This is a genomic window from Rhodococcus sp. NPDC059969 (assembly GCF_042738325.1).
Classification (GTDB): domain Bacteria; phylum Actinomycetota; class Actinomycetes; order Mycobacteriales; family Mycobacteriaceae; genus Rhodococcus_F.
In genome coordinates, this window is sequence record NZ_JBHWUF010000001.1 from 211,561 (window position 1) to 234,948 (window position 23,388).

Sequence of the window (23,388 nt, forward strand, 5' to 3'; positions counted from 1 at the left end):
GATTTTTGACGGATCTGGATCTTTTCACAGTTGTGATTGTGAGAAGACCTGCACACTTGCGTGAGTTGTGGTCCTCGGCGTCCAAGTGCGCTACGGCAGATCGTTTGTGCCGTATTCAACTAATAAACTGTGCGGAGCCCGAGCGCAGACAGTTTCCAAACCCATTGGTTGGTAGTCGTGCTCGGATCACTGATGGGAGGCAAACGAACCGAGGTACCGGCGACCATCGGCTTCGAGGTCGACGGCCCTCTCCTGAACCTCTCAGCCGACGACGTTGCACGTCTGGCTCACGAGTCAGTACAACATCGGGTCAAGGTGCTCACTCTCACCTACACAGGACTGCGCTGGGGCGAACTGGTGGCACCGAGGGTGAAAGATGTGGAGTTCTTGCGCCGCCGGATTACCGTCCACGACAATGCCGTGCAGCTCGGAGTCGATCACGCGGAGGGTCTGACCAAGATCCTCCGGACCCGATCGGCGCCCGTCCCTCAGTTCATCCTCGACGAGCTGTCTCGCCGGTGCGTCGGCAAGGCGTTGACGGATCTGGTCTTTCCTGGCCCGTGAGTGTGGCCGAAAAGTGGCCACAAGTGGCTGAAGATTCACACGAATTGACACAAAAAAGCTCCCCACCTGCGTGAACAGGTGGGGAGCTTTGGCGGTGGCGGAGGGATTTGAACCCTCGGACGGGGGTTACCCGTCACACGCTTTCGAGGCGTGCTCCTTAGGCCGCTCGGACACGCCACCGCTGGTGACTTTACCGGATGGAGTGCCCCTGACCGAAATCGCCAGGTGGAGCGGTATTACGTGAGCTTGTCCTTGATGCTGGACGCGGCGTCCTTGACCTTCTCGCCTGCATCCTTGACGGCCGATTTCACCTGGTCGCCCTTGCCTTCGTTTTCGAGGTCCCGGTCACCGGTAGCGCTGCCAGCAGCTTCCTTGGCCTTGCCCCCGAGGTCTTCGGCCTTGTTCTGAGCCTTGTCTGCGATTCCCATGAGTTCTCCTCCGTGAACGCGAACGAATCGCCTTCCGACGATCCGCCGATACCCTGACGGCATCTGCCTCCACCATGCCCTCGTTTACCGGTTCCGGCTACCCGAGTGTGCGATCACTCTCGATGGGGAATAGCGATTTCAGGCTCGCTGCTCGCGGAAGAAATCTTCCAAAAGCCCAGCGCATTCGTCCTCGAGGACGCCTCCGCGCACTTGCGGTCGATAGGTCAATCTTTTATCTCGAACTACGTCCCATAATGATCCGACGGCACCGGTTTTCGGCTCCCACGCCCCGAAAACGACTCGGGAGACCCGGGCGAGGACCAGAGCGCCTGCGCACATCGTGCAGGGCTCGAGCGTGACCGCCAGCGTCGCACCTTCCAGACGCCAGCCGTCGCCGTAGATTTTCGCGGCAGCACGCAATGCGACGATCTCGGCGTGCGCAGTCGGATCGGACGACGCTTCCCTGGCATTGGCAGCGCGAGCAACCTCGGCGCCGTCTGCGTCGAACACCACGGCGCCGACCGGTACGTCGGCGTCGGAAGCGGAGCGTGCAGCCACGATGGCCGCACGGATCATGCGCTGATCGTCAGCGAGAGTCATCTAGCGCGGGAGCTTGTCGAGCGCTGCGCCGAACTCGGATGCGAACCCGAGTCGCTGCGCGATCATCCCCAACTGCTCGTCCGGATACAGATCGGTCTCGGCCGCGATGACGGCGAGTACGGGTTCCGGCAGGCCCAGATCGGCCAGGACGGACAGATCTCCCTCTTCCCACGGCTCGACATCATCGAGGTCGTCCGGGTCGATGTCGGGGATCTCGATGTGCAAGGCGTCGAGGACGTCGGCTGCGATGTCGTAGTCGATGGCGGCGGTCGCGTCGGAAATCAGCAACTGCGTGCCGGACGGGGCCGGACGCAACACGATGAAGAACTCGTCGTCGACGTCGAGAAGGCCGAAGACGGCACCCGAACTTCGCAACTCACGCAGCTGCGTTTCGGCGGCCGAGAGCGAGGTCAACGCGTCGGGCGTCAGTGCTTTGACCGTCCAACGCCCCTCTTCACGGACCACCGCGACACCGAAGCCTTCAAGCTCCTCCGACTGGTTCGAAGAGGCGCTCTTGTTACCCGCGCGCTGTGCACCCATGGCGCAACGGTAGCCCGCCTGGTGCCAGTGAGTGAAGTCCGAGCATCGATGTGCCAACCTGAACCGGTGTCTGCGATCGATTCCGCCCCACCAGTCTGCGTTCTCGGCCTCGGATTGATCGGCGGTTCGCTACTTCGAGCCGCCGTCCGATCCGGCCGTCGAGCATGGGGTTACAACCGTTCCGTCGAGTCCGCCGACGCCGCCCGAGCCGACGGTTTCGACGCCGACACCGACCTGGTTTCCACACTGCGCAGGGCGAACGAGAGCGGTGCCGTCATCGTGATCGCCGTGCCCATGCCTGCCGTCGACGCCACCTTGGCGGCAATCGCCGCGCATGCGCCGAACAATCCGATCACCGACGTCGTCAGCGTCAAGGGTGAAGTGAAAGCCGCTGTCGAACGAGCGGGCTTGAGCGCCAAGTTCGTGGGCGGACATCCGATGGCCGGGACCTCGGCGTCAGGTTGGGCGGTCGGGGATGCCGATCTGTTCGTCGACGCCGTGTGGGTAGTGGCAACCGACGAGGGCGTCGACGCAGACGTGTGGAAGCAGGTTGCCGATCTCGCACTCGACTGCGGCTCGGTGGTCGTGCCGGCCGAATCTCTTGAGCACGATCGAGCAGTCGCGCGTATCTCGCACTTGCCTCACCTGCTTGCGGAAACACTTGCGATCACGGGAGCGGCCGGCGGCGAACTGGCACTCGGGCTGGCTGCCGGATCATTTCGCGACGGCACTCGCGTGGCGGGAAGCGCACCCGGCCTGGTGCGGGCGATGTGCGAGGGCAACCGCGACGCCCTGCTGGTCGCACTGGACGAAGCGCTCAACCTCCTGCAGGATGCACGTACCGATCTGCTCGACAACGGCTCGACGGCACGATTGGTGGACGCAGGGTTCGCTGCGCGCGGCGCCTACCAGTCGCACGAGCGTTGGGACATCGAAGATATTCACGTCGGAGAACCCGACTGGATCGACCGGATGCGAGACGCCGGTCGACGCGGTGGCGTCATCCGGCGATCCGCAACCTAGAGAAACGAAACCTAGATACGAGTTGCCAGACCCGGGTAGTCGAGGACAAAGCCTTCGGTGTCGACGGACAGCGTCGAGCTGGACACCGGGGACAACACACTGATTCCGTCGGTGCCGCTGCTGTACGTGATGGTCGCGCCCTCGACGCGCAGGTCGAGAAGGTTGACGTAGACGACCGGAACCTCGGCGTCTTCGATGTCGTTCTGCAGGCCGACGCGGCGGATGGGCAGCGTGTTGAAGAACGGGCTGAGGATCACGTCGACGTCGAGTGCACCGTCGAACGCCGAGCGCTGATGGCTCGCGCCGTTCTCGACCATCCAGGTGCCTTCTTCGTCCCGGCTGATCGACATCTGACGCTCACCGGCAGCCAAGGCAGTCCGAACAGAGAGCCTGCGGGTGATGCCGGCCTCGTCGGTAACCAGGTCGTATGACGCGCTGAATGCCGGGTGATCGCTGCAGGCTCCACCGATGATCCGGCCGGAAGCCTTGATGCGATTTCCGTTCAGCTGCACACGAACAGACTCCATACGAGGAGCGTTGTGGGCCTGCCAGGTCAATACCGCGGGCCAGGACGCGTCATCGGAAGGTTGGATGCTCACCCGACCACGGTAATGGACGAACGGGCGGGGAGCACCGCTGGTTCGGGTTATTGCTTCGATCAGGGACCTTTTAGGGACTTCGATCGGTCCCGAAGATCTCGATGTAAGGCGTTTCACAACGGATCCTCCGTAAGGATCACGCCGCGGACCGATTAGTTGGCAAACGGTGTCGGAGTTCTCGAGTACCGTGCTTCTAGGTCGGTTCGTGAGGAAGGGTGCTGTGACGTCGTCGCGGAGCATGGTGGGTTTGTTTGCCGGTATCGGTGGGCTGGAGTTGGGGCTCTCGGAACATGGGTGGAACACCGAATTGCTGTGTGAAATCGATCCCGGCGCCCAGGCAGTTCTCCGTTCGCGTTTCGCAGACGTGCCGTTGCACGGTGACGTCACCAAACTGCGCGCGCTGCCCAGTGACATCGAATTGGTGGCCGCCGGTTTCCCCTGCCAGGACCTCTCTCAGGCCGGCAAGACCGCAGGCATCACCGGCGCACGCTCAGGCCTGGTGGACGAGGTGTTCCGTCTGGTCAAGCGCAAGAAAGGCCCGCGCTGGCTGTTGATCGAGAACGTCCCCTTCATGCTGCAGCTCGGCAAGGGCGCAGCCATGCGGCACATCACCGACGCCCTCGAAGACCTCGGATACACCTGGGCATACCGGGTGGTCGACGCCCGCGCCTTCGGACTCCCCCAGCGTCGCCAGCGGGTCATCATGCTCGCCTCGCGCACAGACGATCCTCGCGAAATCCTGTTCGGCCAGGACGCCGGCGAGCGCCTGGGCGGCGATCCGGCGGACTACCCGTGCGGCTTCTACTGGACCGAAGGCACCCGCGGACTCGGATGGGCCGTCAATGCCGTGCCGACGCTCAAGGGCGGCTCGTCCGTCGGTATCCCCAGCCAACCGGCAGTCCGGTTGCCGTCCGGCGAGATCGTCACCCCCGGTCTCGTCGACGCCGAACGCTTGCAGGGTTTCGATCCCGACTGGACGCTGCCGTCCGTCGAGGTCCCCGGCCTTCGCCACAGCCACCGATGGAAGCTCGTCGGCAATGCCGTGAGCGTGCGGATGGCGTCGTGGGTCGGCGGCCGGTTGAGCGATCCCATCGAATACGACGCCGCCGGCGAGACGCCCCTCGAGCCGGGCGACGCGTGGCCGAGCGCGGCGTGGGGCCGTAACCGTCAGTCCTTCCGCGTACACACGTCGACGTGGCCGGTGCAGTACGACTACGAAGATCTGAGCGGCTTCCTCGAAGACACGCGGTTGCTGTCGGCGCGGGCGACGGCCGGCTTCCTCAAGCGCGCACGCATGGGCAATCTTCGGTTCATCCCCGGTTTCATCGAGGACGTCGAAAGCCATCTCGAGCGGATGGGCGGATATCCCGAGGCCGCGGCATGACGGACTCGCTGTTTCCCGAACCGGAGCCCCTGTTCCCGGAGACACTGTTTTCCGAACCTGAACACGAACCACTCTGGAGCGCACTGCAACTCGCAGGCGACAAGCCTCCGGCCGATGCCGATCGCGGCGAGAAGAAGAACTACGCCCAGCGACTGTCCAATCAACTGGCACAGACTGTGGCCGATGCTCTGCGTCCGCTGTATCCCAACATCACTCCGACGGCGTCCGGCGAAGGCCAGGAGGCAACGGTCGATGTCGCCAAGGGCCGAAAGCGCTTGGACGTCAAGGCACTCGACCCCACTCTCGGTCTGATCCTCTGCGTCTCCATCAAGACCTACAACTTCCAGGACTACAGTCCGCGCAGCGGCAAGCTGGGACGGTGGACCAAGAACATCGTCCGCAACGACCACGAATTGCGCGGCGAGGCAATGGTTCTGCATCAGCGCCAGCCCTACAGCGTGTTGGTGGCCGTCATGTTCGAGCCGTACGCCACCTGCGACGACGGGGACCCGACCAAGACCAGCGATACCGGCAAATCCTCTTTTGCACACCACGTCACGACGCTCTCGAAGCGCTCGGGCCGGGGCAAGCGCGCGGTGGTCGGCGTTCCGGGAAAGGCCTGGGTGGATCTCGGCGCCGAAGACACGCGCTACGACCTCTTCGAGAAGGTCTACATCGGACTCTACGAACCCGATGGTGCGGTTCGGTTCTTCGACGTCGACGAACCGCCGCCACGCAACGGCCGCCCCACCGACGCTCAGACGCTTTCGTTCACCGACTTCGTGACCGTCGTGCACGGTGAAGTGGAGCGTCGCAACAGGTTTGCGCCTACCTGGTCCGATCCCGAAGACAGCGACGATTCCGACGGCTGAGAGAACCACGGTGCCTGCGACAGATCCTGCCACCAGCGCTCGGATGAGCGCTCAGCGTCGGCGCGACACCAAACCCGAAATCGCACTTCGACGCGAGCTTCATCGGCGCGGGCTGCGATACTTCGTGGACCGGGCGCCGGTCAAAGGTGTTCGCCGACGCGCCGATCTGGTATTTCCGCGCCGAAAAGTCGCGGTATTCGTGGACGGATGCTTCTGGCACAGCTGCCCGCAGCATGCGACGTTTCCCAAGAACAACGCGCAGTGGTGGACGGACAAGTTGGCCGCCAACGTGGTTCGAGACCGCGACACCGATGCACGTCTGGCAGAGCAGGGTTGGACCGTCATCCGCATCTGGGAGCACGAAGATCCGCTGGTAGCAGCCGAACGCGTCCAGAAAGCCCTGCTCGGTCCGTAAGCTCGAATTCGTGAAGGAACGCAACGTTGCGCGGTGGGGTTTGGTGGCTGCGCTGGCTCTGGGCGGAATTGTCTACTCGTCGTGGATTCTCGAATTCTTCCTCGACACCGGCCTCGACCCGGTCACATCGTTCCTCAGCGAACTCGATGCCGAGAACCAGAAATACCGTGATGTCTTCGGCAATGCCGACGTTCTGTCCGCGATCTTGATGTTGATCTCGGGAGCGCTTGGTCTGCTGATCACGCCCAGGCGCAGGCTCTACGTCACCGGCTGGATTGCACTTGCAGTGTTCGGCATCGCGACGATCGCCGACGCGTCGTTCCCCCTCGAATGCTCGGGCGAGGGCTGCCCGTCGAGCGCACCCGACGGCCTGCTTCCGCAACTTCACCATGTTCACGCATTGACGAGCAGCGTGGCGGTGTTCGCGATCTTCACCGCCATGATCGCATTCACCGTGGGAGCGTTCAGGTATCGCGAACACCGGTCGTTGCGTACTACCGGCCTGACCATTTTGATCCTGACTTCCCTTGCGACGGTGTGGATGTTGACGACAAACAGCATCGAAGTCTCGGGCGGCGGTAATCTCGGACTGGGTATCGCTCAACGTGCGCAGGTGCTGGGAATGTCGTTGTGGTTGTGCACCCTGGCATTTGCGATGTCGAGGTCGCCATCCACCGGGCTCCCGGCGTCGCCGCGCTGACAGGTTTTCCGGCAAGCGATTCGGGCGATCCTGGAACTACAACTGAAAATGGCTGCCCCGAACTAGCGAAGGTGAGCCCATGTCTCTCGCGTCGTCGTTCTTCGCCCATCCTCACCAGGCGTTCACTGCTGGTTTCTATCGCAACGAATCCTTCGACTTCGAGCTACGAGTCGTTCTGGGACTGGCCACCTACGGCGCGGCAGATGCCGGCGAGGTGCTCTCGGCCATCGCTCATGTCGGAGAGAAGGACCTCGAGGGCTGGTACGAGGCCTGGTTCGACCTCGGAACACGGGTATTCGGGCAGGCCGATAAGTCAGCCGAGGCCGGGCATTCGCGGAGCGCGTCCAACGCGTATCTGCGGGCGGCGTCGTACTTCGGTGTGGCGATCAACGCCGTCGACGGCCTCAGTGACGACTCCGTTCTCGTCCCCACCTTCAAACGTCACCGCGAAGCGTGGGACCGCTTTGTCGACACCACTTCCCAACCCGTCGAACGCGTCCGGATCCCGTACGAGGACACCTACCTGCCCGGGTACTTCTTCCGCCCACCCGGCGACGTTCGGCGGCCGACGCTGATCATGGTGAACGGCAGCGACGGCCCGATCAGCGTGCTGTGGGGCAGCGGCGGCGCCGGAGCCCTCGAGCGGGGCTACAACGTGTTGATGTTCGACGGTCCCGGCCAGCAGTCGATGCTCTTCGAGCGCAACATCCCGTTCCGTCACGACTGGGAAGCCGTCATCACGCCCGTCGTCGACTATCTCGTGGACCGGCCGGACGTCGATGCGTCGAAGCTGGCGATGTACGGGATCAGTCAGGGCGGGTACTGGGTGCCGCAGTCGTTGGCGTTCGAGCATCGGATCGCGGCAGCTATCGCCGATCCGGGGGTCGTGGATGTGGCCGCGTCGTGGCTCGCCCACATCCCCAAGAAGATGCAGAAGCTGCTCGACGAGGAGAAGTCGGAGGCCTTCGACCGCGACATGGCGATAGGGCTGGGGATGAAATTCTCCAAGGACAGCGCCCGGATCTGGCGTTTCCGAGCGCGTCCGTACCTCGCCGACGGTTACTACAACACCCTCACCGCCGTTCGGAAGTACCACCTCGAACACGTCGCCGGCTCGATCTCCACTCCCCTGCTGATCACCGAACCGGAAGACGAGCAGTTCTGGCCCGGTCAATCCAAGCGGCTCGCCGCCCTCTCCGGCGGACCGACGACAGTGGTTCCCTTCACCGCTGCGGAAGGTGCGAACTTCCACTGTCAGCCCATGGCGAGGCGTCTGACGGATCAGCGAATGTTCGACTGGCTCGACGAGCAGTTGGATCTCTGAATCAGGACACTCTTTTTTCGTCAACGTTCTTTTGGAGGCGTCCGCCGGAGAAGGATCGGATAACTCGAAACTTTGCCTAATGCAATCCGTTTCGACGCGACATTAACTTTGAGTACAAAAACACAGTGCAAATTAACCACTTCGATACCGAACCGCGAATCAGGTCCATCGTGTACGCCAAAGCGGTGGTAGCGGGGAGCCTTAATCGAAGCTTCAGCGAATGTACTTGTACCACTGCGGGCAGCCGTACTGGGTCAGGTGGGTGACCGCTAAGGCGGCCTTTTCGAAGTCGACGGGACGAAAATTTAACGTCTGACCTAGAACTGCATATTCGAAGCCGCGGTCACCACCCAACTCATCCCAGTCCGCACACACCTCGTTGGCCCGTTCCTGCAGCCACTGAACACTTTCGTACGGCAAGGCATCCTGGTCGAACTGTTTGATCATCCTGTTCAAGGTGTCTTCGGGTGTCATGGTTGCGGTCGTCGCCCGAGGTGTGGATTCAACCACCTGCACCTTGGTGTCGCCGTATTCGGGACAGTACGATTTCACCGCGGCTTTGATTATTACTGTGTTCTGGGCGGAGCTGTAGACCCCGGCGTGATCGGACTGCTGCTGCAAAATGGTCAGCGCATCTGCAATTGTCTGGCCACCCGAGACCGCTCGTTCGATCAGTTCGCACATACCTTTCCCAACCTTGATCGCCACTTCCTCGCTGGCGAAAGGTACCTCAGCGACACGAACCTCACGCAGGTAGCTTTTGTCCGCAGACTCGGGTATCGCGGTGGGTGAGCTGCATCCCACGATAAGCCCAATGCTGCATAGGCCCGACGCGGCAACGATCTGAATTCTGCGTCCAAAACGTCGATGCGTTCGAACCGTTAGGGCGTTGTTTGTCCACACATTTCGAAACATCGCAATGCAGACATCTCCCGTTACCTGCGCCGCCGACCCGATACCAGTCGACTGCTCTCCCTATTCCTTCTCGAAAAATTTCTTCTCGAAAAGGTCGTCGGTCCCAATCCACAACTGAGGGCACGAGCTTCCGCTGTCAGTCCATGGCGAGGCGACTGACGGATCAGCGAATGTTCGACTGGCTCGACGAGCAGTTGGATCTCTGAATCAGGACACTTTCTCTTTTTTCGTCAACAGAGTGGCGAGCATCGGCAGCAGTAGAACGGTGATCGCACCGGCAGCGACAAGAATTGACGCGTTGTCCGAAGACATCTGATGCGCGTCGACGGCGGCGCCAGTGACAGCCACGATCATCGGTAGACCGGTAGCTCCGTACAGCGCGACTTGCGCACTTTCACGCGTGGTGAAGGGTGGCTCGACCTTCTCGAATTTCGTCACGAAAAACACCGGCACACCGCGGACCACAACGATCAGGATCAGAAACGCAATCAGTATGCCGGGACTCGCGGCGACTGCCGAGACGTCGATCGCCATGCCGGAGGTGATGAAGAAAATCGGGATGAGGAACCCGAAGGCGATTCCGTCGAGCTTGATCTCGAGGCGCTCGTCGCCCTCTGGCATGAGTCGACGCAGGATGAAGCCGGCGGCAAACGCACCCAGGATGACGTCGAGCGAAAACACTGCCGACAGCACTCCGAGGCTGACCAACAACAGAACGGTGAGGCGGACCGTCGTCTGCGCAGTGGTGTCCGCTCCTGCCCGCACCAGCCGATGTGTCCACGAGCCTTCATGAATCAGCTTGCCAGGCAGCACCGCCACGATGACGGCGATCAAGGCGAAAACGGCAAGCACGATCAGTGACAGGACGGCACCACGAGCGCTCAGCAGAACCGCCATCGCAACGACCGGCCCGAGCTCGCCGACAGCCCCGTGGTTGAGGACGGTCTTGCCCAAGCGCGTGTCGAGGAGTTTGTTGTCTTTGAGGATCGGCAGCAGCGTGCCCAGAGCCGTCGACGTCATTGCGATGGCAACAGCGGCTTCGGCGGAGATCACGTTCCTCATGCCAAGCAGCGCGACCACCGTGAACGCCAACGCGAGGCAGAACAGCCACGTGTAGAGCGCTCGACGTCCGCCGCGCCCACTGAGTTCCTGTCGGTCGATCTCGTAGCCGGCGAGCAGGAACAGCATGCCGAGGCCGAGTTCGCGGAGGATTCCGATCGCTTCGCTGTCAGCGGCGATGTTGAGAGCGAACGGTCCGACTACTGCGCCCGCGACCAGCAGCAACACAACTTCGGGAACCAGCCGACGCGGGATCAGGCCCGCGACTATCGGCGCGACGGCCGCGATCAGCGCGATCCAGAACAGCGAGGAGGCAATTGAAGGCACGGATCATTATCGGACATAGGTGACAAATCTGCGTTCAGTACAGGTGCTTGCGGTACGCCTCTTGTCTGGCGGGTTCGAGATCATCGACGCGCAGGCTGTGCTGCTCGGCCATCATGTCGCGCAGACTCGGTACGTCATCGGAATTGGGCCACGTCGACGGATCCCACAACTTCGCCCGCAGGATCGCTCTCGCGCAGTGCAGATATGCCTCGTCGATCCGCACGATCACCGCAAGCTGCGCCGGCTTGCCGTTCATCGCCATCGACTTCAGCAGATCAGGATCGGTCGTCAGCGTCGCCACGCCATTGATGCGCACGATCTCGTCGTGGCCAGGCGCGAGAAAGAGAATCCCGACGTGAGGATTCTCGATCATGTTTCGGTACGAGTCGGCACGCCGATTGCCCGGGCGATCCGGGAGCACGAGGGTCTTCTCGTCGGGGAAGAGCACCTGACTGATCAAGTCCCCACGCGGCGAGCAATCACAATTGCCGGCCGCATCGGACGTCGCGAGCACAAAAAACCTTGCCTGCTCGATGAATTCACGAATCAACGGCGTTGTGTAGTCGGTGTGTTTCTCCATGATCGACGGATGCGGCTGTCCGAGAATCGCATTGAGTTGCTCCAAGGACTCAACGCGTCCATTCGAAATGTTCGGCTCCATCATGTCAACACGTCGTCGAGGACGTGGTGGCGCCCGAGCGGCAACACCAACGGCTTACCCGAGATGGGGTCGGGGATGATTCGGCTGTCCAGGCCGAACACGGTACGGACGTTGTCGCTGGTGAGCACCTCGCCTGGATCACCCGCCACGTAGACCCGGCGATCAGCCATGGCAACGAGGTAGTCGGCATAGCGGGCAGCAAGGTTGAGATCGTGCAGAACCATGACAATCGTTGTACCCCGAGTCCGGTTCAGGTCGGTCAGCAGGTCCAGCACCTCCACTTGATGGCTCACGTCCAGGAAGGTGGTCGGCTCGTCGAGAAGAAGCAGATCGGTTTGTTGGGCGAGCGCCATCGCAATCCACACACGTTGGCGCTGACCACCGGAAAGCTCGTCCACCGATCGTTCGGCCAATCCGGTTGTGTCCGTTGCCGCAAGCGCCTCGGCGACAGCTGCGTCATCCTCGCGGCTCCACCTCGACAACACCCGCTGATGTGGATGACGACCACGGCCGACGAGATCGGCGACAACTATCCCTTCCGGCGCGATCGGTGACTGCGGCAGCAGACCGAGCGTGCGAGCGAGCTTCTTCGCGGGCAGGCGATGAACATCCTTGCCGTCCAACAGAACATGACCGCTTCGGGGACTGAGTAGCCGCGACATCGACCGCAGCAGCGTCGATTTGCCGCACGCGTTGGCGCCCACGATGGTCGTGATCTTTCCCGGCGGCACCGCGAGGTCGAGCGATTCGACGACGGTCCGTCCTCCGTAACCGAGTTCGAGGTTTTCGACAGTCAGAGTATGGGATTCGGTCACAGCGAACCTCCCGTTCGGTTGGAGCGAATGATGAGGTAGACGAGATACGGCGCTCCCAGCGCGCCGGTCACCACGCCAACGGGGTAGCGGGTGCCGAAGGCATACTGTCCGCAGAAATCGGCAACGAGCACCAGCAGCGCTCCGACCAGCGCCGACGGAATCAAAAGTGATGTTCCCGGACCGACGATGCGGGCGGCAATGGGGCCGGACAGAAATGCGACGAAGGCGATGGGCCCCGCGGCGGCAGTGGCAAAGGCGATGAGTCCGACGGCCGCAATGATCGACAGAATGCGCGTTCGTTCCACTCTGACGCCGAGTGCTTGCGCTGCGTCGTCACCGAGCTGGATGGTCGAGAGGTTGCGCGATTGGCTCAGCAGCACCGGTCCGAGGACAACCAGCGCCAGGAGCACGGGAACCGTCGAACCCCAGTTGGCGCCGTTGAGACTGCCGGTGAGCCAACGCATCGTCTCCTGTAGATCCCACGCGGCGGCGGTACTGAGCAGGTAGGCAGTGACACTGTCGAGCATCGCGGCGATGCCGATACCGATCAGAATCAGCCGAGTGCCTGCTACACCGTCCCGGAAGGACAGAACGTAAATCAAGACTGCGACGCCCAGACCGACAGCGATAGCAAAAACCGATACCTGTGAACCGCCGAGTGAAAGCGAGATGATCGCGAAAGCTGCTGCAGCGCTTGCACCGGAGCTGATTCCGATGATGTCGGGACTCGCGAGCGGATTGCGCAGCATCGTCTGGAACGTGATGCCGCCCAAGCCGAAACAGATTCCGGCGACCACAGCGAGGACAGCGCGAGGCAGCCGGAGGCGGCCGACGGTGAACGAGGCACCAGGTACGTTCTCCCCCAACACGACACGAAGAACATCCGACGGCGGGTAGAAGGTTTTTCCTACCATCAACGTGACCGCGAACGAGGCGACGACGAGGGCCGCTAGCACGGCAATCACGATGCGGCGTCGCCTACCTCGTCGGATACGGCTTGCTCCGACTGCATCGACCTCGACTTCGGGAGTAACGAATGTAGTGGTCACAGCTCACGTATCTTCTGACGGCGGACGATGTAGATGAAGAAGGGCGCTCCGATGAGCGCCGTGATGATGCCGACGTCGATTTCGCTCGGCCGCGCGACAATTCGTCCGAGAATGTCGGCGGCGACCAGAAGGGCGGCACCTGTCAGCGCAGAAAACGGTAGCAGCCAACGGTTGTCGATACCGATCAGCAACCGGCACAGATGCGGGACAACCAAACCGACGAAGCCGATCGGTCCCGCGATGGCAGTGGCTGCACCGCAGAGCAGCACTGCACCGAGCGCTGCCACTGCACGAACCACCGCGACGCGTTCGCCGAGACCTGATGCAACCTCGTCGCCGAGCGCAAGAGAGTTGAGACTACGCGCTGACAGCAGACAGATCACGAAGCCGACAATGAGGAAAGGCAGACCCTGTCGGATCACCTCGAAGCTCGCACCTCCGACGCCGCCGATCTGCCACGAACGAATGTTGCCAGCAATATCATTACGCGGCAGCATGATCGCGGTGATGAACGAGGCAAACGCAGCCGATGTTGCGGCCCCGGCGAGAGCCAACTTGAGTGGCGTGGCTCCACCTCGCCCGAGTGACCCGACTACGTAGACGAACAACGCCGCCCCGGCTGCACCGAGTATGGCCACCCAAATCATGCTGGTCTGGGTCCACAGACCGAACCACGCCATTCCGATCACCACTGCGAGCGAAGCTCCCATGTTGACGCCCAAGATTCCGGGATCCGCCAAAGGGTTTCGGGTAATCCCCTGCATCACTGCGCCGGCAAGACCGAGCGCAGCACCCACGATGATCGCGAGCACCGTCCGCGGAATGCGCTTGGCAATCGCACCCTGACCGATGTTGTCCGTTGAACCGCCGAGCGCGGCAACGATATCGGACCAGTCGACCTCACGAGAGCCGATGACGATCGAAGCGCACATGAGCACCGCGAGGACAACGAGAAGGGCGATCAGCCACAGCGAATTGCCGAACGTCGGACGCCGCGTATCGCGAGCGCCCGACGTCGAATCCTGCGAGGTTACAGTCACTCCGACTTTCCAGCAGCCCCGGCGAGCAGATCGACGTAGTCGCCGAGTACCCACGAAATTGCGAGTGGAGTCGGGTTGGCCGCCGTTCCCATCGGCCCGGTCCCATTGAGGAACACGATCGAGTTGTTGGCGACGGCAGGCATCTGCGAGAGGAGCGGGTCAGCCTTGAGGGCGTCGACAAGCGCCTGGTCACCGTAGGTGACGATCAGTTCGACGTCGTCGAAGACGTCCACACGCTCGGCGCTGACCTTCTTCGAGAACTCACCACCCGTCGAGGCGTCGGCAACGCTCTTCGGCGTCGAAAGTCCAAGGTCCTCGAAGAACGCGGCGCGCGTGTCGTTCGCGGTGTAGAAGCTGACCTGGCTCAGATCAGCGGTGTCGACGTGCGTCAGGAACATGGTCGCCTTGCCGGCAAGCTGCGGATGCGAGGCAACCTCGTCGGCGATCTCCTTCTCGATGGTGGAGATCAGTTCCTTCCCTTCGGATTCCATGCCGAGGCCCATACTGTTGAACTTGATGACGTCGCGCCACGACGTTGCCCACGGTCCCTCGGGGTATGCCACGACCGGAGCAATCTCGCTGAGGGTGTCGTAATCCTCCTGCGTCAACCCGGAGTACGCGGCAAGAATGACGTCAGGGTTCGTATCGGAGACGGCTTCGAAGTCGATGCCGTCGGTCTCGTCGAAGAGCACCGGCGGCTTCGCGCCGAGTTCGTCGAGCTTTTCCTCGACCCACGGCAGCATGCCGTTGCCGTTGTCGTCCCCGAATGTCGCGGCGGCCATACCGACAGGAACCACACCAAGAGCAAGGGGCACTTCATGATTGGCCCAGGCGACGGTGGCAACTCGCTCCGGCTTGGCGTTGATCGTCGTAGTTCCGAAAGCGTGCTCGATCGTGACCGGGAAGGAACTGGATCCGCTTCCAGCGCTGCCGCCGTCGGCGGTCTCTGAGGAGTCGGAACTGCAAGCTGTCATGCCGAGGGCGACTGCGACCACTGCTGCGGCCACCGCCAAGAAGCGTTTTGAACGCATGAAAACAGAACTCTCTCGAGAAGGGGTACGGCCCTCAACCCGGCTCAATCAGGCACTTAGGTGAGGTTTGCCTAAACCGTATACGGGAGGACATTGTGGCGCAATCGCGTGTTTGGGACACCCCGTGTAGCGATCGAGACAGGGTGCGACGGCCTATCAGCTGGCCCGGAACATCCCTGGTGTAGCCCCTGTAGTGCGTCGGAATGCCGCCCCGAACGCGCTGGTCGAGTGGTAGCCCACGCGCTCGGCGACCTCTTGCAGATCCAAACCGTGCGCAAGAAGGGTCACCGCCCGTTGGGCACGCACCGCTGACACCCACTGCCCGAAACTCATCCCGGTCTCCGAGCGAAATACCCGGGTAATGGTTCGCGGGCTGACACCGAGCGTTCGGGCCCAGTCGGACAGCGTTCGCATGTCACTCGGATCGTCACCGATCGCATCGACGATGGGTTGCAGAAGCGCCGAGTCCGGCACCAGCACCAGCAACTCGTTCGGCGACGGTGCCAGCACGTCGATCACCATCTGCTCCGTGAGCGAGCGCGAAGAGGCTCCGAGTGAATCGTCTGCCAGTCGCTCGAGGAGATTCCGCAGCAGCGGAGTTACCTCGATCGCCACCGGCACGTCGGACAGAGAAGGAACTGACGCGATGTCGAGCTGAGCGGCCCGATACCAGGTGCCCGCGGGGGCGATCGCCGAGTGCAGGACGCCGGCGGGCATCCACAGACCGACGGTCGGGGTGATCGTCCACGTGCGCGATCCCACCGTGGCGGTCGACGCTCCCCGCTCGTTCCACAACAACTCGTGGGTCGGATGCGAGTGCGCTTCCCACCGGGTCTCGCGGGAAACGAGTTCGTCCATGCCCGCGATGACGAAGGGCACCTCGACCGCCCCAGCCGAGTAAACGGGGAGCGTCCGACTGTCGACGGTCTCCAACGGTTCTCCTCGGTTCGCGCGGTTGCTCCGGAGAAAGCATAGGTCGCGGGGATCGAAATCCGCCGGGGTGACGTCACGCACATTCCGAAATTACGAACGCACCAAAACAAAAAGAAGGCCACGGACTGTGAGTCCGTGGCCTTCTTTCTTGTGCGCCCGAAGGGATTCGAACCCCTAACCTCTTGATCCGTAGTCAAGTGCTCTATCCGTTGAGCTACGGGCGCATGTTCTGTTGTCTTGCTGATCTTGCGTGTCTTGCCGTCGTACTTTCTATCATTTCTAACCCGCCGGTCAAAATCACCGGCTTGGCGGAGGCGAGAGGATTTGAACCTCCGGTCCCTCGTAAAAGGGACAACTCATTAGCAGTGAGTCCCATTCGGCCGCTCTGGCACGCCTCCCTGGGGGTTCCGATCCTTTCGGACCGCCGGATCGAAAGATTACACACCCTTCGCCACCAAAGGCAAAACGTGTGGTCAGCGCCCTGTTTTGTCGACTTACCGCAGGTGGCTGTCGAACCAGTCGAAGATCCGGGTCTGAGCTTCGATGATCGACGCCGAACCCGGGTCGTCGACGTCGGCGTCCTCGGACAGGTGCGGCGGCTCGTCCGCCCGGTGAGCCAGTCCGGCGTAACTGACCACCAGCGTCGCGACGTCGGCCTTCGCGGTCGCTTCCCGGAGCAGCGTCACGTGTTCGCGAGGCGTGCTGGGATCGTCCTCCCCGTACAGAGCCAGCCACGGCGCCTGCAGGAACGTAGCCGCGTCGACAAGCGCCTGAGCGTCCACCGACAAGGCTTCGACGATTCCCCGCGCGGCGACACTCACCGCGGCGCCGACGGGACGGCTGGTGGCTACGAGCATCGCGGCGGTCCCGGCGTCGTCGAATCCGAGCACCCCGATGGTGTCGGCGAGAACTTCGCGCGCGACGAGCCAGTCGAGGGTCGCGTCGAAGTCGGCGAAGAGGTTGTCACCGAACACCTCGCCCTGCATGTGCTCGGGTTCGCGATGGAACAGGTGCGGTGCGACGCTCACCCACCCTTCGCCGGCGAGTGCGCACATCAGATTCAGCAGAGCCGGGCTGAACTGCCGGGCTTCGTGCAGCACGACGATTGCGCCTCGTGTCGGGCCGTCCGGCTCCACCACCGTCAGTGGAACAGCCGTGGCGACCTCCCCTTCGGCTCCGCGCAGATATGCGGTGGCCCGGAAGATTTCCGACATCTTCCAACTGTGACACGCAGACGGCCGCAACGCACCAAATCAGTGCGCGCATAATCGACTCGTGACCGCACACATTCGCCCTGACCTCGCCTCCATCCCCGCCTACGTTCCCGGACGCAATTTTCCGGGTGCGATCAAGCTGGCGAGCAACGAAACGACAGTAGGGCCGTTGCCCGGTGTGCGTGACGCCGTCGCCGACGCGGTCGCCAATGCCAACCGCTACCCGGACAACGCTGCGGTCGCCCTCATCGAGGCGCTGGCCAGCTTCCTGAATGTCGAGCCTGCCAACGTCGCCGCTGGTTGTGGCTCCGTGACGTTGTGCCAGGAACTCGTGCAGATCACGTGCGATCAGGGTGACGAAGTCATCTACGCGTGGCGTTCGTTCGAGGCGTACCCCGTGGTCACCCAGGTCGGCCACGCCGTCTCGGTCAAGGTTCCGCTCACCGAGGACTTCGGCCACGACCTCGACGCGATGCTGGCCGCGATCACCGACCGCACGCGGTTGATCTTCGTGTGCAACCCCAACAACCCGACCGGCAATGCACTGTCGAAGGCAGAGCTCGAGAGCTTCCTCGACGCTGTCCCGACGCACGTCGTCGTCGCACTCGACGAGGCGTACTTCGAGTACTCACGCTCGGACGCCGACGGCATCGAACTGTTCCGCACCCGCCCCAACGTGGTTGTTCTGCGCACCTTCTCGAAGGCATACGGCCTCGCGGGAATCCGCGTGGGTTACGCGGTCGCGGATCCGGAGATCATCGTGGCCCTCGGCAAGGTGCACACCCCGTTCACCGTGAGCGCTGTCGCGCAGGCCGCCGCGATCGCTTCCCTGGCCGCCGCAGACGAACTGCTTGCCCGCACCGAAGGTGTCATCGCCGAGCGGACGCGAGTTCGGACCGCTCTGATCGAAGCCGGGTACACCGTCCCCGAGTCGTCGGCGAACTTCGTCTATCTCCCCCTCGGAGAGCTCTCTCCCGGTTTTGCCGAGGCGAGTACCGAAGCGGGCATTCTGATCCGTCAGTACGGCGTCGAGGGCGTCCGGATGACCATCGGCGATCCACACGAGAACGACGCATTCCTCGCTTTCGCTGATACCGACGTCGCGAAGCAGGCGGCGGGCATCGGCGTCACCGCGTGACACTCGATACATAACTGTTACGCCGAGGACTGGAATTCGTTTCGGCGGACGGGCACACTCAGGGAGGTTCGAGGCCGGTCCGAGTGAGGGAGCACGACGCATGACGCGACGCATGACACGAACGTGTGCCGTGCTCGCAACGACCCTTCTCGCCACCACCGCGACCTCCCTGAGTGGCGTCGCCACTGCCCAGTCTCAGGACACGGTGTCGGTCCGCTTGTTGGCCTTCAACGATCTGCACGGCAGCCTCCGCCCGCCGGAAGGTGTTCGCAGCGAGATCAGGCAGGCCGACGGCTCGCTCACTCCCGCAGGTGGCGCAGCGTATCTCGCTGCTTACGTGACGCAACTTCGCAGCCAAGCCACCAACTCGCTGCTGTATTCGGTCGGTGACAACTGGGGATCGTCGGCGCTCGAGTCGGCGATGTTCAACGACGAACCGACGGTCGAACTCCTGAACCGGATGAAGATCGACGCTTCCGCGATCGGCAACCACGAACTGGACAAAGGGCTAGCCGAGTTCCGCCGCATGCAATCCGGTGGTTGCTCCGCCGTCGACGCATGCACGTTCAGCCCGTCCTTCGACGGCGCCAACTTCCCGCTGATGGCCGCGAACATGACGTACACCAACGGCACTCCGGCCACATTGCCCTTCACCGTGAACATGGTCGACGGCATTCCGCTCGGAGTCATCGCGATATCCCCCGCCAACACCTCGCAGATCGTCACACCGGGCGGGATCGCCGATCTGCAGTTCGGCGACGAGGTCGAAGCGATCAACCGCACGGCCGACGTCCTCGACTTCTTCGGTGTCAAAGCCATCACCGTCCTTCTGCACCGTGGGGACGAACCAGCCGTCGAAGGTGGACCCAACGACTGCAATGTCGAGTCCGGCCCGGCCCGCGACATCGCCTTACGCGCATCACCCAAGGTGGACGTCATCTTCACCGCCGACAGCCACCAGCAGTACAACTGCGAATTCCCTGATCCCGCAGGCAATCCCAGAGTCGTGATGCAGGGCGCTTCGCACGGCCGGATCGTGTCCGTCGCAGACGTCACCATCGATCGCAACACACGCGAGGTCGTTCGCGATCAGACGTCCGCGTTCAATCAGATAGTGACACACGATATTTCGCCGGATCCCGATATTCAGGCTCTCGCCGACCGGGCCTGGTCGGAGGCGTCGGAAAGCGCTCAGCGGCCGGTGGGGACCATTACCGCCGATCTGACACGAGACCGGGTACCCAGCGGCGAATCCACACTCGGCAACCTGGTCGCCGACGCTCAACTCGCGGCCGGATCGACACGAGGCGCTCAACTCGCGTTGACGAACCCCGGCGGCATGCGCGAAGACTTGGACTTCGGCACTTCCGGCCAGATCACCTATCGCCAGGCTTACAGTGCGCAACCCTTCGGCAACAGCCTCGAGGTGCTCTCCGTCACAGGAGCGGTCCTGAAGGACGCCCTCGAACAGCAATTCCAGATCGACGTCGACGGCACCGGTACCGAGCGCATCCTCTCCCCGTCCGCGGGCTTCACCTACACCCTGGACCGGCGAGCAGCGCCGGGTACGCGAATCTCGGAAATGCGCCTGAACGGGCAGGACATCGCACCCGACGCCGTCTACAGCGTCGTGGTGAACAAGTTCCTCGCCGAGGGCGGAGACGGCTTCACCGCGTTGAAGAACTCCACCCAGATGACCGGTGCGGGCAACGACCTCGACGCCTTGACCGCCCTGTTCGCAGCCGGGTCACCGGTCTCGCCGCCAGCCACCGACCGCATCCGCACCATCGGCTGAATAGGCATCCCCGCGCTCGATTGCCTAGTCTCGACGGGTGATCATCGCGACCCATAACGGCAAGTTCCACGCAGACGACGTCTTCGGCGTATCGCTGCTCAAGCAGCTGTACCCCGACGCCACCGTCGTTCGCAGCCGTGACGAGGACGTCCTCGACAGCGCGGACATCGTGCTCGACGTCGGCGGTCGCTACAACCCGGCCGAAGGCCGCTTCGACCACCACCAGCGTGATGCCGGCGAGCGCAGCAACGGCATTCTGTACTCCGCCTTCGGCCTGCTCTGGCAGGAATACGGCTTGAAGTTCTGCGAAGGCGACGCGTCCGTCTTCCGACGGATCGACAGCCGACTGGTCGAGGGCATCGACGCCGTCGACAACGGCCAGGAGATCTACGCCCTCAACGATTACGGCACCAAGCCTTTTGATCTGTCGTCCGTGCTGGACCTGTTCAATCCGATCTCGTCCACCGACGAGGAATTCGACACCCAGTTCGAGCTGGCCGTCGTTCTCGCAACTCAGGTCTTGATTCGCCTGCGCGCCAAGTACGCCGGCGACGCGGCCGCCGAACGCGAGTTCACCGAGACCTACGAGAAGGCAACGGATCCGCGCTTCGTCGTGTTGGAACGTTTCGTTCCCCACGGCCGCGCCGCATCGGCCCAACCGGAACTGCTGTTCACGATCTTCCCGAATACCAACGGCGGCTGGTCGATTCAGACAGTGAAGCCCGCCGACTCCAAGTTCGGTTCACGAAAGCTGTTGCCGGAGCAGTGGCGCGGCCTCAACGGCTCGGATCTTGCCGCCGAGACGGGCGTCGACAGTTCGGTGTTCTGCCACAAGGCCGGGTTCATCGCAGCTGCACAGACCCGTGACGGTGCCCTCCAATTGCTCGAACTGGCACTGGCCGAGTAGTTCTCAGCTCACATTCCAGTTCACATTCCCAGCGCCGTCTTCACCGTCGGCCAGGAATCGTGAAGCGCGTCTTGCCAGTACGGCCATGAATGCGTGCCGTCGTTCCGATACGCGAACACTGCGGGAATCGACAGTTCCCCCAACTTCGCTTCGAACAGTTGTGTACAGGTGTTCGCGAGCGCCTCGAGCGGTCCGCCTTCGATGGCTGTCTGCAGTCCACTCGGGGTGAAGACGTTGTCGTACTCTCCGGGCGCACCTGTACCAGAGGACACGTAGATCGTCTTCCCGCGCAGCGTTTCCGCGTTGGCGGACGGGTCGTGCTTCTGCCAGTCGGGGTCCGACGCCGGGCCCCACATGTTGGTGGCGTCGCCGGCCTTGCTGGCCACGGTGAGCCGCACGGAATCCTGCGAGGACGATTCGGAGTTGTCGAGACAGCCACTGTACGAAGCTAATCCGGTGTAGAGCTTCGGGTGATGTGTGATGAGGTTGGCCGCACCGAGTGCACCCATGGACACCCCACCGACCACGTTCGTCCCGTTTCCGGAGAACGCCGAATTGATCAATGCCGGAAGCTCCTCGGCGAGAAACGATTCCCATTTGTTCACACCGAGGTTCGGATCGTCGTTCTTCCAGTTGGTATAGAAACTGCCGGTACCGCCCACAGGGAGAACGACGTTCACGTTCTTGTCGGCGAAAAACGTTTCGATGTCGGTCTTCTGGGTCCAGGTGCTCTCGGAATATCCGGATTCCGAACCGGCACTGACGCCGTCGAGTAGGTAGAAGGACGGACGCGATCCTGCGCTCGACGCTGGATGCAGAACCTGCACTTGCACCTCGCGTCGCATCGCCGGCGAATCGACGAACACCGCACTGCGAGTGGGCGACAACCGCTCTATGCGATTGATGTGGGCGCCGGTCTGACCGGCCGGATCTCCTGGTGGATTTTCGGGCGCCGGTTCGGCATACGCCACTCCGCCCACGACAAGCGCGAGCACGACCAACACAATTCCGACAAACCCAAATCTCCGCATCCGTCAAGCGCCCCCTGAGCATCGCACGACTATCGCTAACCCTCGATTGGACAGGACGAACGTCCCGGGGTCAACCCACTGGTTGGGATTTATTACTCGCGGGTATCCAATGGAGTTGGACAGTTCTCCACCGATGCACACACAGGTGTGGATAACTTCATTCACATCCACTTCCCAGTTGTGCATAACCTGTGGACAAAAGGATGAATTACAACAGAGTTATTCCTCCTACCTGCAACGATCCGTTTCCCCACAGTGTGCATAACTTTGTCGAACAGGGCTCGCGAGACCCCGGTTTCCGGGCGTGTCCATGCAGTTCACACCGCCGCGCCACTCTTTGTTCACAGGCACGACACCACCGCCCGACTGTGCTCCCCACCCCGACTTCATACTTGTTGCATGCTGACCGCTCTGCTCGCCGCCACAGCTGTGCTCGCCCTACTGACTCTGGTCCCGGGGCCCGACATGGCCGTCGTGACACAGGCTGCTCTCGGCGCCGGAAGATCCGCCGGATTTCGGGTAGCGGCCGGCATAGTCTCCGGCCTCCTCGTGTGGGGGCTGCTGACCGTTCTCGGGCTTTCAGCGATCCTGGCCGCATCCGCCGAGGCTTACACCGTCGTCAAGCTCGCGGGCGCCGCCTATCTGATCTATCTCGGGGTACGAGCACTGTGGGAGAGCCGGTCTTCGCGCATGCAACACGATGTCGGCACTCCACGGTCGCAGAAAGCCGGAACGTGGAAGACGGGCTTCACCACCAACCTGCTCAACCCCAAGATCGCCGTCTTCTACACCGGACTGTTGCCACAGTTGGTTCCGGCCGGATGGCCCACAGGACCGTCGCTTGCACTGCTGGTGCTCATCCACGCAGCCATCACCATCGTGTGGCTCAGCGGCTACGTCGTCCTTCTCTCGCGGGCACGTAGCACCTTCGAGAAGCCCCGAGTGCGACAGGCGCTGGAGCGCATAACCGGAACAGTTCTTCTAGGATTCGGAGCGAAGATCGCGCTCGAAGCGCGCTGAGACC

25 protein-coding genes and 3 tRNA genes are annotated in these 23,388 nt (G+C 62.5%); 11 read left to right on the forward strand and 17 right to left on the reverse strand.

Translation table 11 applies throughout. The annotated features are described in order from the left end of the window. The first annotated feature begins 192 nt into the window (after positions 1–192). Complete coding sequence (locus tag ACFWAD_RS01010; RefSeq protein ID WP_378540661.1) at positions 193–564, forward strand: hypothetical protein; 372 nt, start codon at positions 193–195, stop codon at positions 562–564. Between the two features lie 89 nt (positions 565–653). On the opposite strand, the gene ACFWAD_RS01015 is transcribed toward ACFWAD_RS01010, so the two are convergent. The 4 genes from ACFWAD_RS01015 to ACFWAD_RS01030 form a co-directional block, all read right to left on the reverse strand. Continuing rightward, positions 654–744: transfer RNA gene (locus tag ACFWAD_RS01015), tRNA-Ser, on the reverse strand. Positions 745–800: 56 nt separating this feature from the next. Continuing rightward, on the reverse strand, positions 801–992 hold the full coding sequence (locus ACFWAD_RS01020) for a CsbD family protein (protein WP_003943869.1): 192 nt from the start codon (positions 990–992) through the stop codon (positions 801–803). 138 nt (positions 993–1,130) lie between these two features. After that, positions 1,131–1,592 (reverse strand): nucleoside deaminase, encoded by a 462-nt coding sequence (locus ACFWAD_RS01025; RefSeq protein ID WP_378536714.1) that lies wholly within the window; start codon positions 1,590–1,592, stop codon positions 1,131–1,133. Further along, the gene (locus tag ACFWAD_RS01030) at positions 1,593–2,132 is read right to left on the reverse strand and encodes a tRNA adenosine deaminase-associated protein (RefSeq protein ID WP_003943823.1); all 540 of its coding nucleotides are present in this window, start codon (positions 2,130–2,132) and stop codon (positions 1,593–1,595) included. Positions 2,133–2,180: 48 nt separating this feature from the next. Here ACFWAD_RS01030 and ACFWAD_RS01035 point away from each other — a divergent pair, with 48 nt between their 5' ends. Further along, complete coding sequence (locus tag ACFWAD_RS01035; protein WP_378542877.1) at positions 2,181–3,155, forward strand: prephenate dehydrogenase; 975 nt, start codon at positions 2,181–2,183, stop codon at positions 3,153–3,155. Positions 3,156–3,166: 11 nt separating this feature from the next. On the opposite strand, the gene ACFWAD_RS01040 is transcribed toward ACFWAD_RS01035, so the two are convergent. Further along, on the reverse strand, positions 3,167–3,754 hold the full coding sequence (locus ACFWAD_RS01040; protein WP_378536711.1) for a putative glycolipid-binding domain-containing protein: 588 nt from the start codon (positions 3,752–3,754) through the stop codon (positions 3,167–3,169). A 238-nt stretch (positions 3,755–3,992) separates the two neighbouring features. Between ACFWAD_RS01040 and ACFWAD_RS01045 the strand changes: the two genes are divergently transcribed. The 5 genes from ACFWAD_RS01045 to ACFWAD_RS01065 all read left to right on the forward strand — a co-directional run bounded on the left by ACFWAD_RS01045 (position 3,993) and on the right by ACFWAD_RS01065 (position 8,449). Continuing rightward, positions 3,993–5,138, forward strand: a complete 1,146-nt coding sequence (locus ACFWAD_RS01045; RefSeq protein ID WP_378542879.1) for a DNA cytosine methyltransferase — start codon at positions 3,993–3,995, stop codon at positions 5,136–5,138. Further along, a complete protein-coding gene (locus ACFWAD_RS01050) occupies positions 5,135–6,010 on the forward strand; it encodes a hypothetical protein (RefSeq protein WP_378536708.1) in 876 nt (291 codons plus the stop codon). The genes ACFWAD_RS01045 and ACFWAD_RS01050 overlap by 4 nt, the downstream gene beginning before the upstream one ends. 10 nt (positions 6,011–6,020) lie before the next feature. Further along, positions 6,021–6,425 (forward strand): very short patch repair endonuclease, encoded by a 405-nt coding sequence (locus ACFWAD_RS01055; RefSeq protein ID WP_019746481.1) that lies wholly within the window; start codon positions 6,021–6,023, stop codon positions 6,423–6,425. Between the two features lie 10 nt (positions 6,426–6,435). Next, positions 6,436–7,125: a DUF998 domain-containing protein gene (locus ACFWAD_RS01060; RefSeq protein ID WP_378540663.1), complete on the forward strand. Its 690-nt coding sequence runs from the start codon at positions 6,436–6,438 to the stop codon at positions 7,123–7,125. Positions 7,126–7,204: 79 nt separating this feature from the next. Continuing rightward, positions 7,205–8,449 (forward strand): alpha/beta hydrolase family protein, encoded by a 1,245-nt coding sequence (locus ACFWAD_RS01065; protein ID WP_378540665.1) that lies wholly within the window; start codon positions 7,205–7,207, stop codon positions 8,447–8,449. A 213-nt stretch (positions 8,450–8,662) separates the two neighbouring features. Here the strand turns inward: ACFWAD_RS01065 and ACFWAD_RS01070 are convergent, their stop codons facing one another. From ACFWAD_RS01070 to ACFWAD_RS01120, 11 genes are all read right to left on the reverse strand, one after another. After that, positions 8,663–9,364: a DUF732 domain-containing protein gene (locus ACFWAD_RS01070; RefSeq protein ID WP_378540667.1), complete on the reverse strand. Its 702-nt coding sequence runs from the start codon at positions 9,362–9,364 to the stop codon at positions 8,663–8,665. Positions 9,365–9,571: 207 nt separating this feature from the next. Continuing rightward, positions 9,572–10,750: a cation:proton antiporter gene (locus ACFWAD_RS01075; protein WP_378540668.1), complete on the reverse strand. Its 1,179-nt coding sequence runs from the start codon at positions 10,748–10,750 to the stop codon at positions 9,572–9,574. 34 nt (positions 10,751–10,784) lie between these two features. Next, positions 10,785–11,414: a pyridoxamine 5'-phosphate oxidase family protein gene (locus tag ACFWAD_RS01080; RefSeq protein ID WP_378536701.1), complete on the reverse strand. Its 630-nt coding sequence runs from the start codon at positions 11,412–11,414 to the stop codon at positions 10,785–10,787. Then, complete coding sequence (locus ACFWAD_RS01085) at positions 11,411–12,226, reverse strand: ABC transporter ATP-binding protein (protein WP_378540670.1); 816 nt, start codon at positions 12,224–12,226, stop codon at positions 11,411–11,413. The genes ACFWAD_RS01080 and ACFWAD_RS01085 overlap by 4 nt, the downstream gene beginning before the upstream one ends. Then, positions 12,223–13,275 carry a FecCD family ABC transporter permease gene (locus tag ACFWAD_RS01090; protein ID WP_378540672.1) on the reverse strand — a complete coding sequence of 351 codons (1,053 nt, stop codon included), beginning with the start codon at positions 13,273–13,275 and terminating at the stop codon, positions 12,223–12,225. The genes ACFWAD_RS01085 and ACFWAD_RS01090 overlap by 4 nt, the downstream gene beginning before the upstream one ends. After that, on the reverse strand, positions 13,272–14,315 hold the full coding sequence (locus ACFWAD_RS01095) for a FecCD family ABC transporter permease (RefSeq protein ID WP_378536694.1): 1,044 nt from the start codon (positions 14,313–14,315) through the stop codon (positions 13,272–13,274). The genes ACFWAD_RS01090 and ACFWAD_RS01095 overlap by 4 nt, the downstream gene beginning before the upstream one ends. Next, positions 14,312–15,346, reverse strand: coding sequence for an iron-siderophore ABC transporter substrate-binding protein (locus tag ACFWAD_RS01100; RefSeq protein WP_378540674.1), 1,035 nt, complete (start codon positions 15,344–15,346; stop codon positions 14,312–14,314). The genes ACFWAD_RS01095 and ACFWAD_RS01100 overlap by 4 nt, the downstream gene beginning before the upstream one ends. Before the next feature lie 156 nt (positions 15,347–15,502). Beyond that, the gene (locus ACFWAD_RS01105) at positions 15,503–16,279 is read right to left on the reverse strand and encodes a helix-turn-helix domain-containing protein (RefSeq protein ID WP_378536689.1); all 777 of its coding nucleotides are present in this window, start codon (positions 16,277–16,279) and stop codon (positions 15,503–15,505) included. 151 nt (positions 16,280–16,430) lie between these two features. After that, a tRNA-Arg gene (locus ACFWAD_RS01110) sits at positions 16,431–16,503 on the reverse strand. Between the two features lie 82 nt (positions 16,504–16,585). Next, positions 16,586–16,677 (reverse strand) — tRNA-Ser (locus ACFWAD_RS01115). A 96-nt stretch (positions 16,678–16,773) separates the two neighbouring features. Continuing rightward, on the reverse strand, positions 16,774–17,493 hold the full coding sequence (locus tag ACFWAD_RS01120) for a dienelactone hydrolase family protein (RefSeq protein ID WP_378540676.1): 720 nt from the start codon (positions 17,491–17,493) through the stop codon (positions 16,774–16,776). Positions 17,494–17,554: 61 nt separating this feature from the next. Here ACFWAD_RS01120 and hisC point away from each other — a divergent pair, with 61 nt between their 5' ends. From hisC to ACFWAD_RS01135, 3 genes are all read left to right on the forward strand, one after another. Continuing rightward, positions 17,555–18,631, forward strand: coding sequence for a histidinol-phosphate transaminase (gene hisC, locus ACFWAD_RS01125; RefSeq protein ID WP_378540678.1), 1,077 nt, complete (start codon positions 17,555–17,557; stop codon positions 18,629–18,631). Between the two features lie 100 nt (positions 18,632–18,731). After that, a complete protein-coding gene (locus ACFWAD_RS01130; RefSeq protein ID WP_378540680.1) occupies positions 18,732–20,426 on the forward strand; it encodes a bifunctional metallophosphatase/5'-nucleotidase in 1,695 nt (564 codons plus the stop codon). Between the two features lie 37 nt (positions 20,427–20,463). Beyond that, on the forward strand, positions 20,464–21,333 hold the full coding sequence (locus ACFWAD_RS01135; protein ID WP_378540682.1) for an MYG1 family protein: 870 nt from the start codon (positions 20,464–20,466) through the stop codon (positions 21,331–21,333). A gap of 20 nt (positions 21,334–21,353) precedes the next feature. On the opposite strand, the gene ACFWAD_RS01140 is transcribed toward ACFWAD_RS01135, so the two are convergent. Then, entirely contained in the window at positions 21,354–22,364 is a 1,011-nt protein-coding gene (locus tag ACFWAD_RS01140; RefSeq protein WP_378540684.1) for an alpha/beta hydrolase, read from the reverse strand. Positions 22,365–22,763: 399 nt separating this feature from the next. On the opposite strand from ACFWAD_RS01140, the gene ACFWAD_RS01145 reads away from it, so the two are divergent. Then, positions 22,764–23,384, forward strand: a complete 621-nt coding sequence (locus ACFWAD_RS01145; RefSeq protein WP_378536672.1) for a LysE family translocator — start codon at positions 22,764–22,766, stop codon at positions 23,382–23,384. Positions 23,385–23,388 lie beyond the last annotated feature (4 nt).

What these genes read in the sequence shown, in the direction of transcription:
- ACFWAD_RS01010 (WP_378540661.1), top strand. Translation starts at nt 193, where the DNA reads ATGGGAGGCAAACGAACCGAGGTACCGGCGACCATCGGCTTCGAGGTC.
- ACFWAD_RS01020 (WP_003943869.1), bottom strand. Translation starts at nt 992, where the DNA reads ATGGGAATCGCAGACAAGGCTCAGAACAAGGCCGAAGACCTCGGGGGC.
- ACFWAD_RS01025 (WP_378536714.1), bottom strand. Translation starts at nt 1,592, where the DNA reads ATGACTCTCGCTGACGATCAGCGCATGATCCGTGCGGCCATCGTGGCT.
- ACFWAD_RS01030 (WP_003943823.1), bottom strand. Translation starts at nt 2,132, where the DNA reads ATGGGTGCACAGCGCGCGGGTAACAAGAGCGCCTCTTCGAACCAGTCG.
- ACFWAD_RS01035 (WP_378542877.1), top strand. Translation starts at nt 2,181, where the DNA reads ATGTGCCAACCTGAACCGGTGTCTGCGATCGATTCCGCCCCACCAGTC.
- ACFWAD_RS01045 (WP_378542879.1), top strand. Translation starts at nt 3,993, where the DNA reads ATGGTGGGTTTGTTTGCCGGTATCGGTGGGCTGGAGTTGGGGCTCTCG.
- ACFWAD_RS01050 (WP_378536708.1), top strand. Translation starts at nt 5,135, where the DNA reads ATGACGGACTCGCTGTTTCCCGAACCGGAGCCCCTGTTCCCGGAGACA.
- ACFWAD_RS01065 (WP_378540665.1), top strand. Translation starts at nt 7,205, where the DNA reads ATGTCTCTCGCGTCGTCGTTCTTCGCCCATCCTCACCAGGCGTTCACT.
- ACFWAD_RS01070 (WP_378540667.1), bottom strand. Translation starts at nt 9,364, where the DNA reads ATGTTTCGAAATGTGTGGACAAACAACGCCCTAACGGTTCGAACGCAT.
- ACFWAD_RS01080 (WP_378536701.1), bottom strand. Translation starts at nt 11,414, where the DNA reads ATGATGGAGCCGAACATTTCGAATGGACGCGTTGAGTCCTTGGAGCAA.
- ACFWAD_RS01100 (WP_378540674.1), bottom strand. Translation starts at nt 15,346, where the DNA reads ATGCGTTCAAAACGCTTCTTGGCGGTGGCCGCAGCAGTGGTCGCAGTC.
- ACFWAD_RS01120 (WP_378540676.1), bottom strand. Translation starts at nt 17,493, where the DNA reads ATGTCGGAAATCTTCCGGGCCACCGCATATCTGCGCGGAGCCGAAGGG.
- ACFWAD_RS01130 (WP_378540680.1), top strand. Translation starts at nt 18,732, where the DNA reads ATGACGCGACGCATGACACGAACGTGTGCCGTGCTCGCAACGACCCTT.
- ACFWAD_RS01140 (WP_378540684.1), bottom strand. Translation starts at nt 22,364, where the DNA reads ATGCGGAGATTTGGGTTTGTCGGAATTGTGTTGGTCGTGCTCGCGCTT.
- ACFWAD_RS01145 (WP_378536672.1), top strand. Translation starts at nt 22,764, where the DNA reads ATGCTGACCGCTCTGCTCGCCGCCACAGCTGTGCTCGCCCTACTGACT.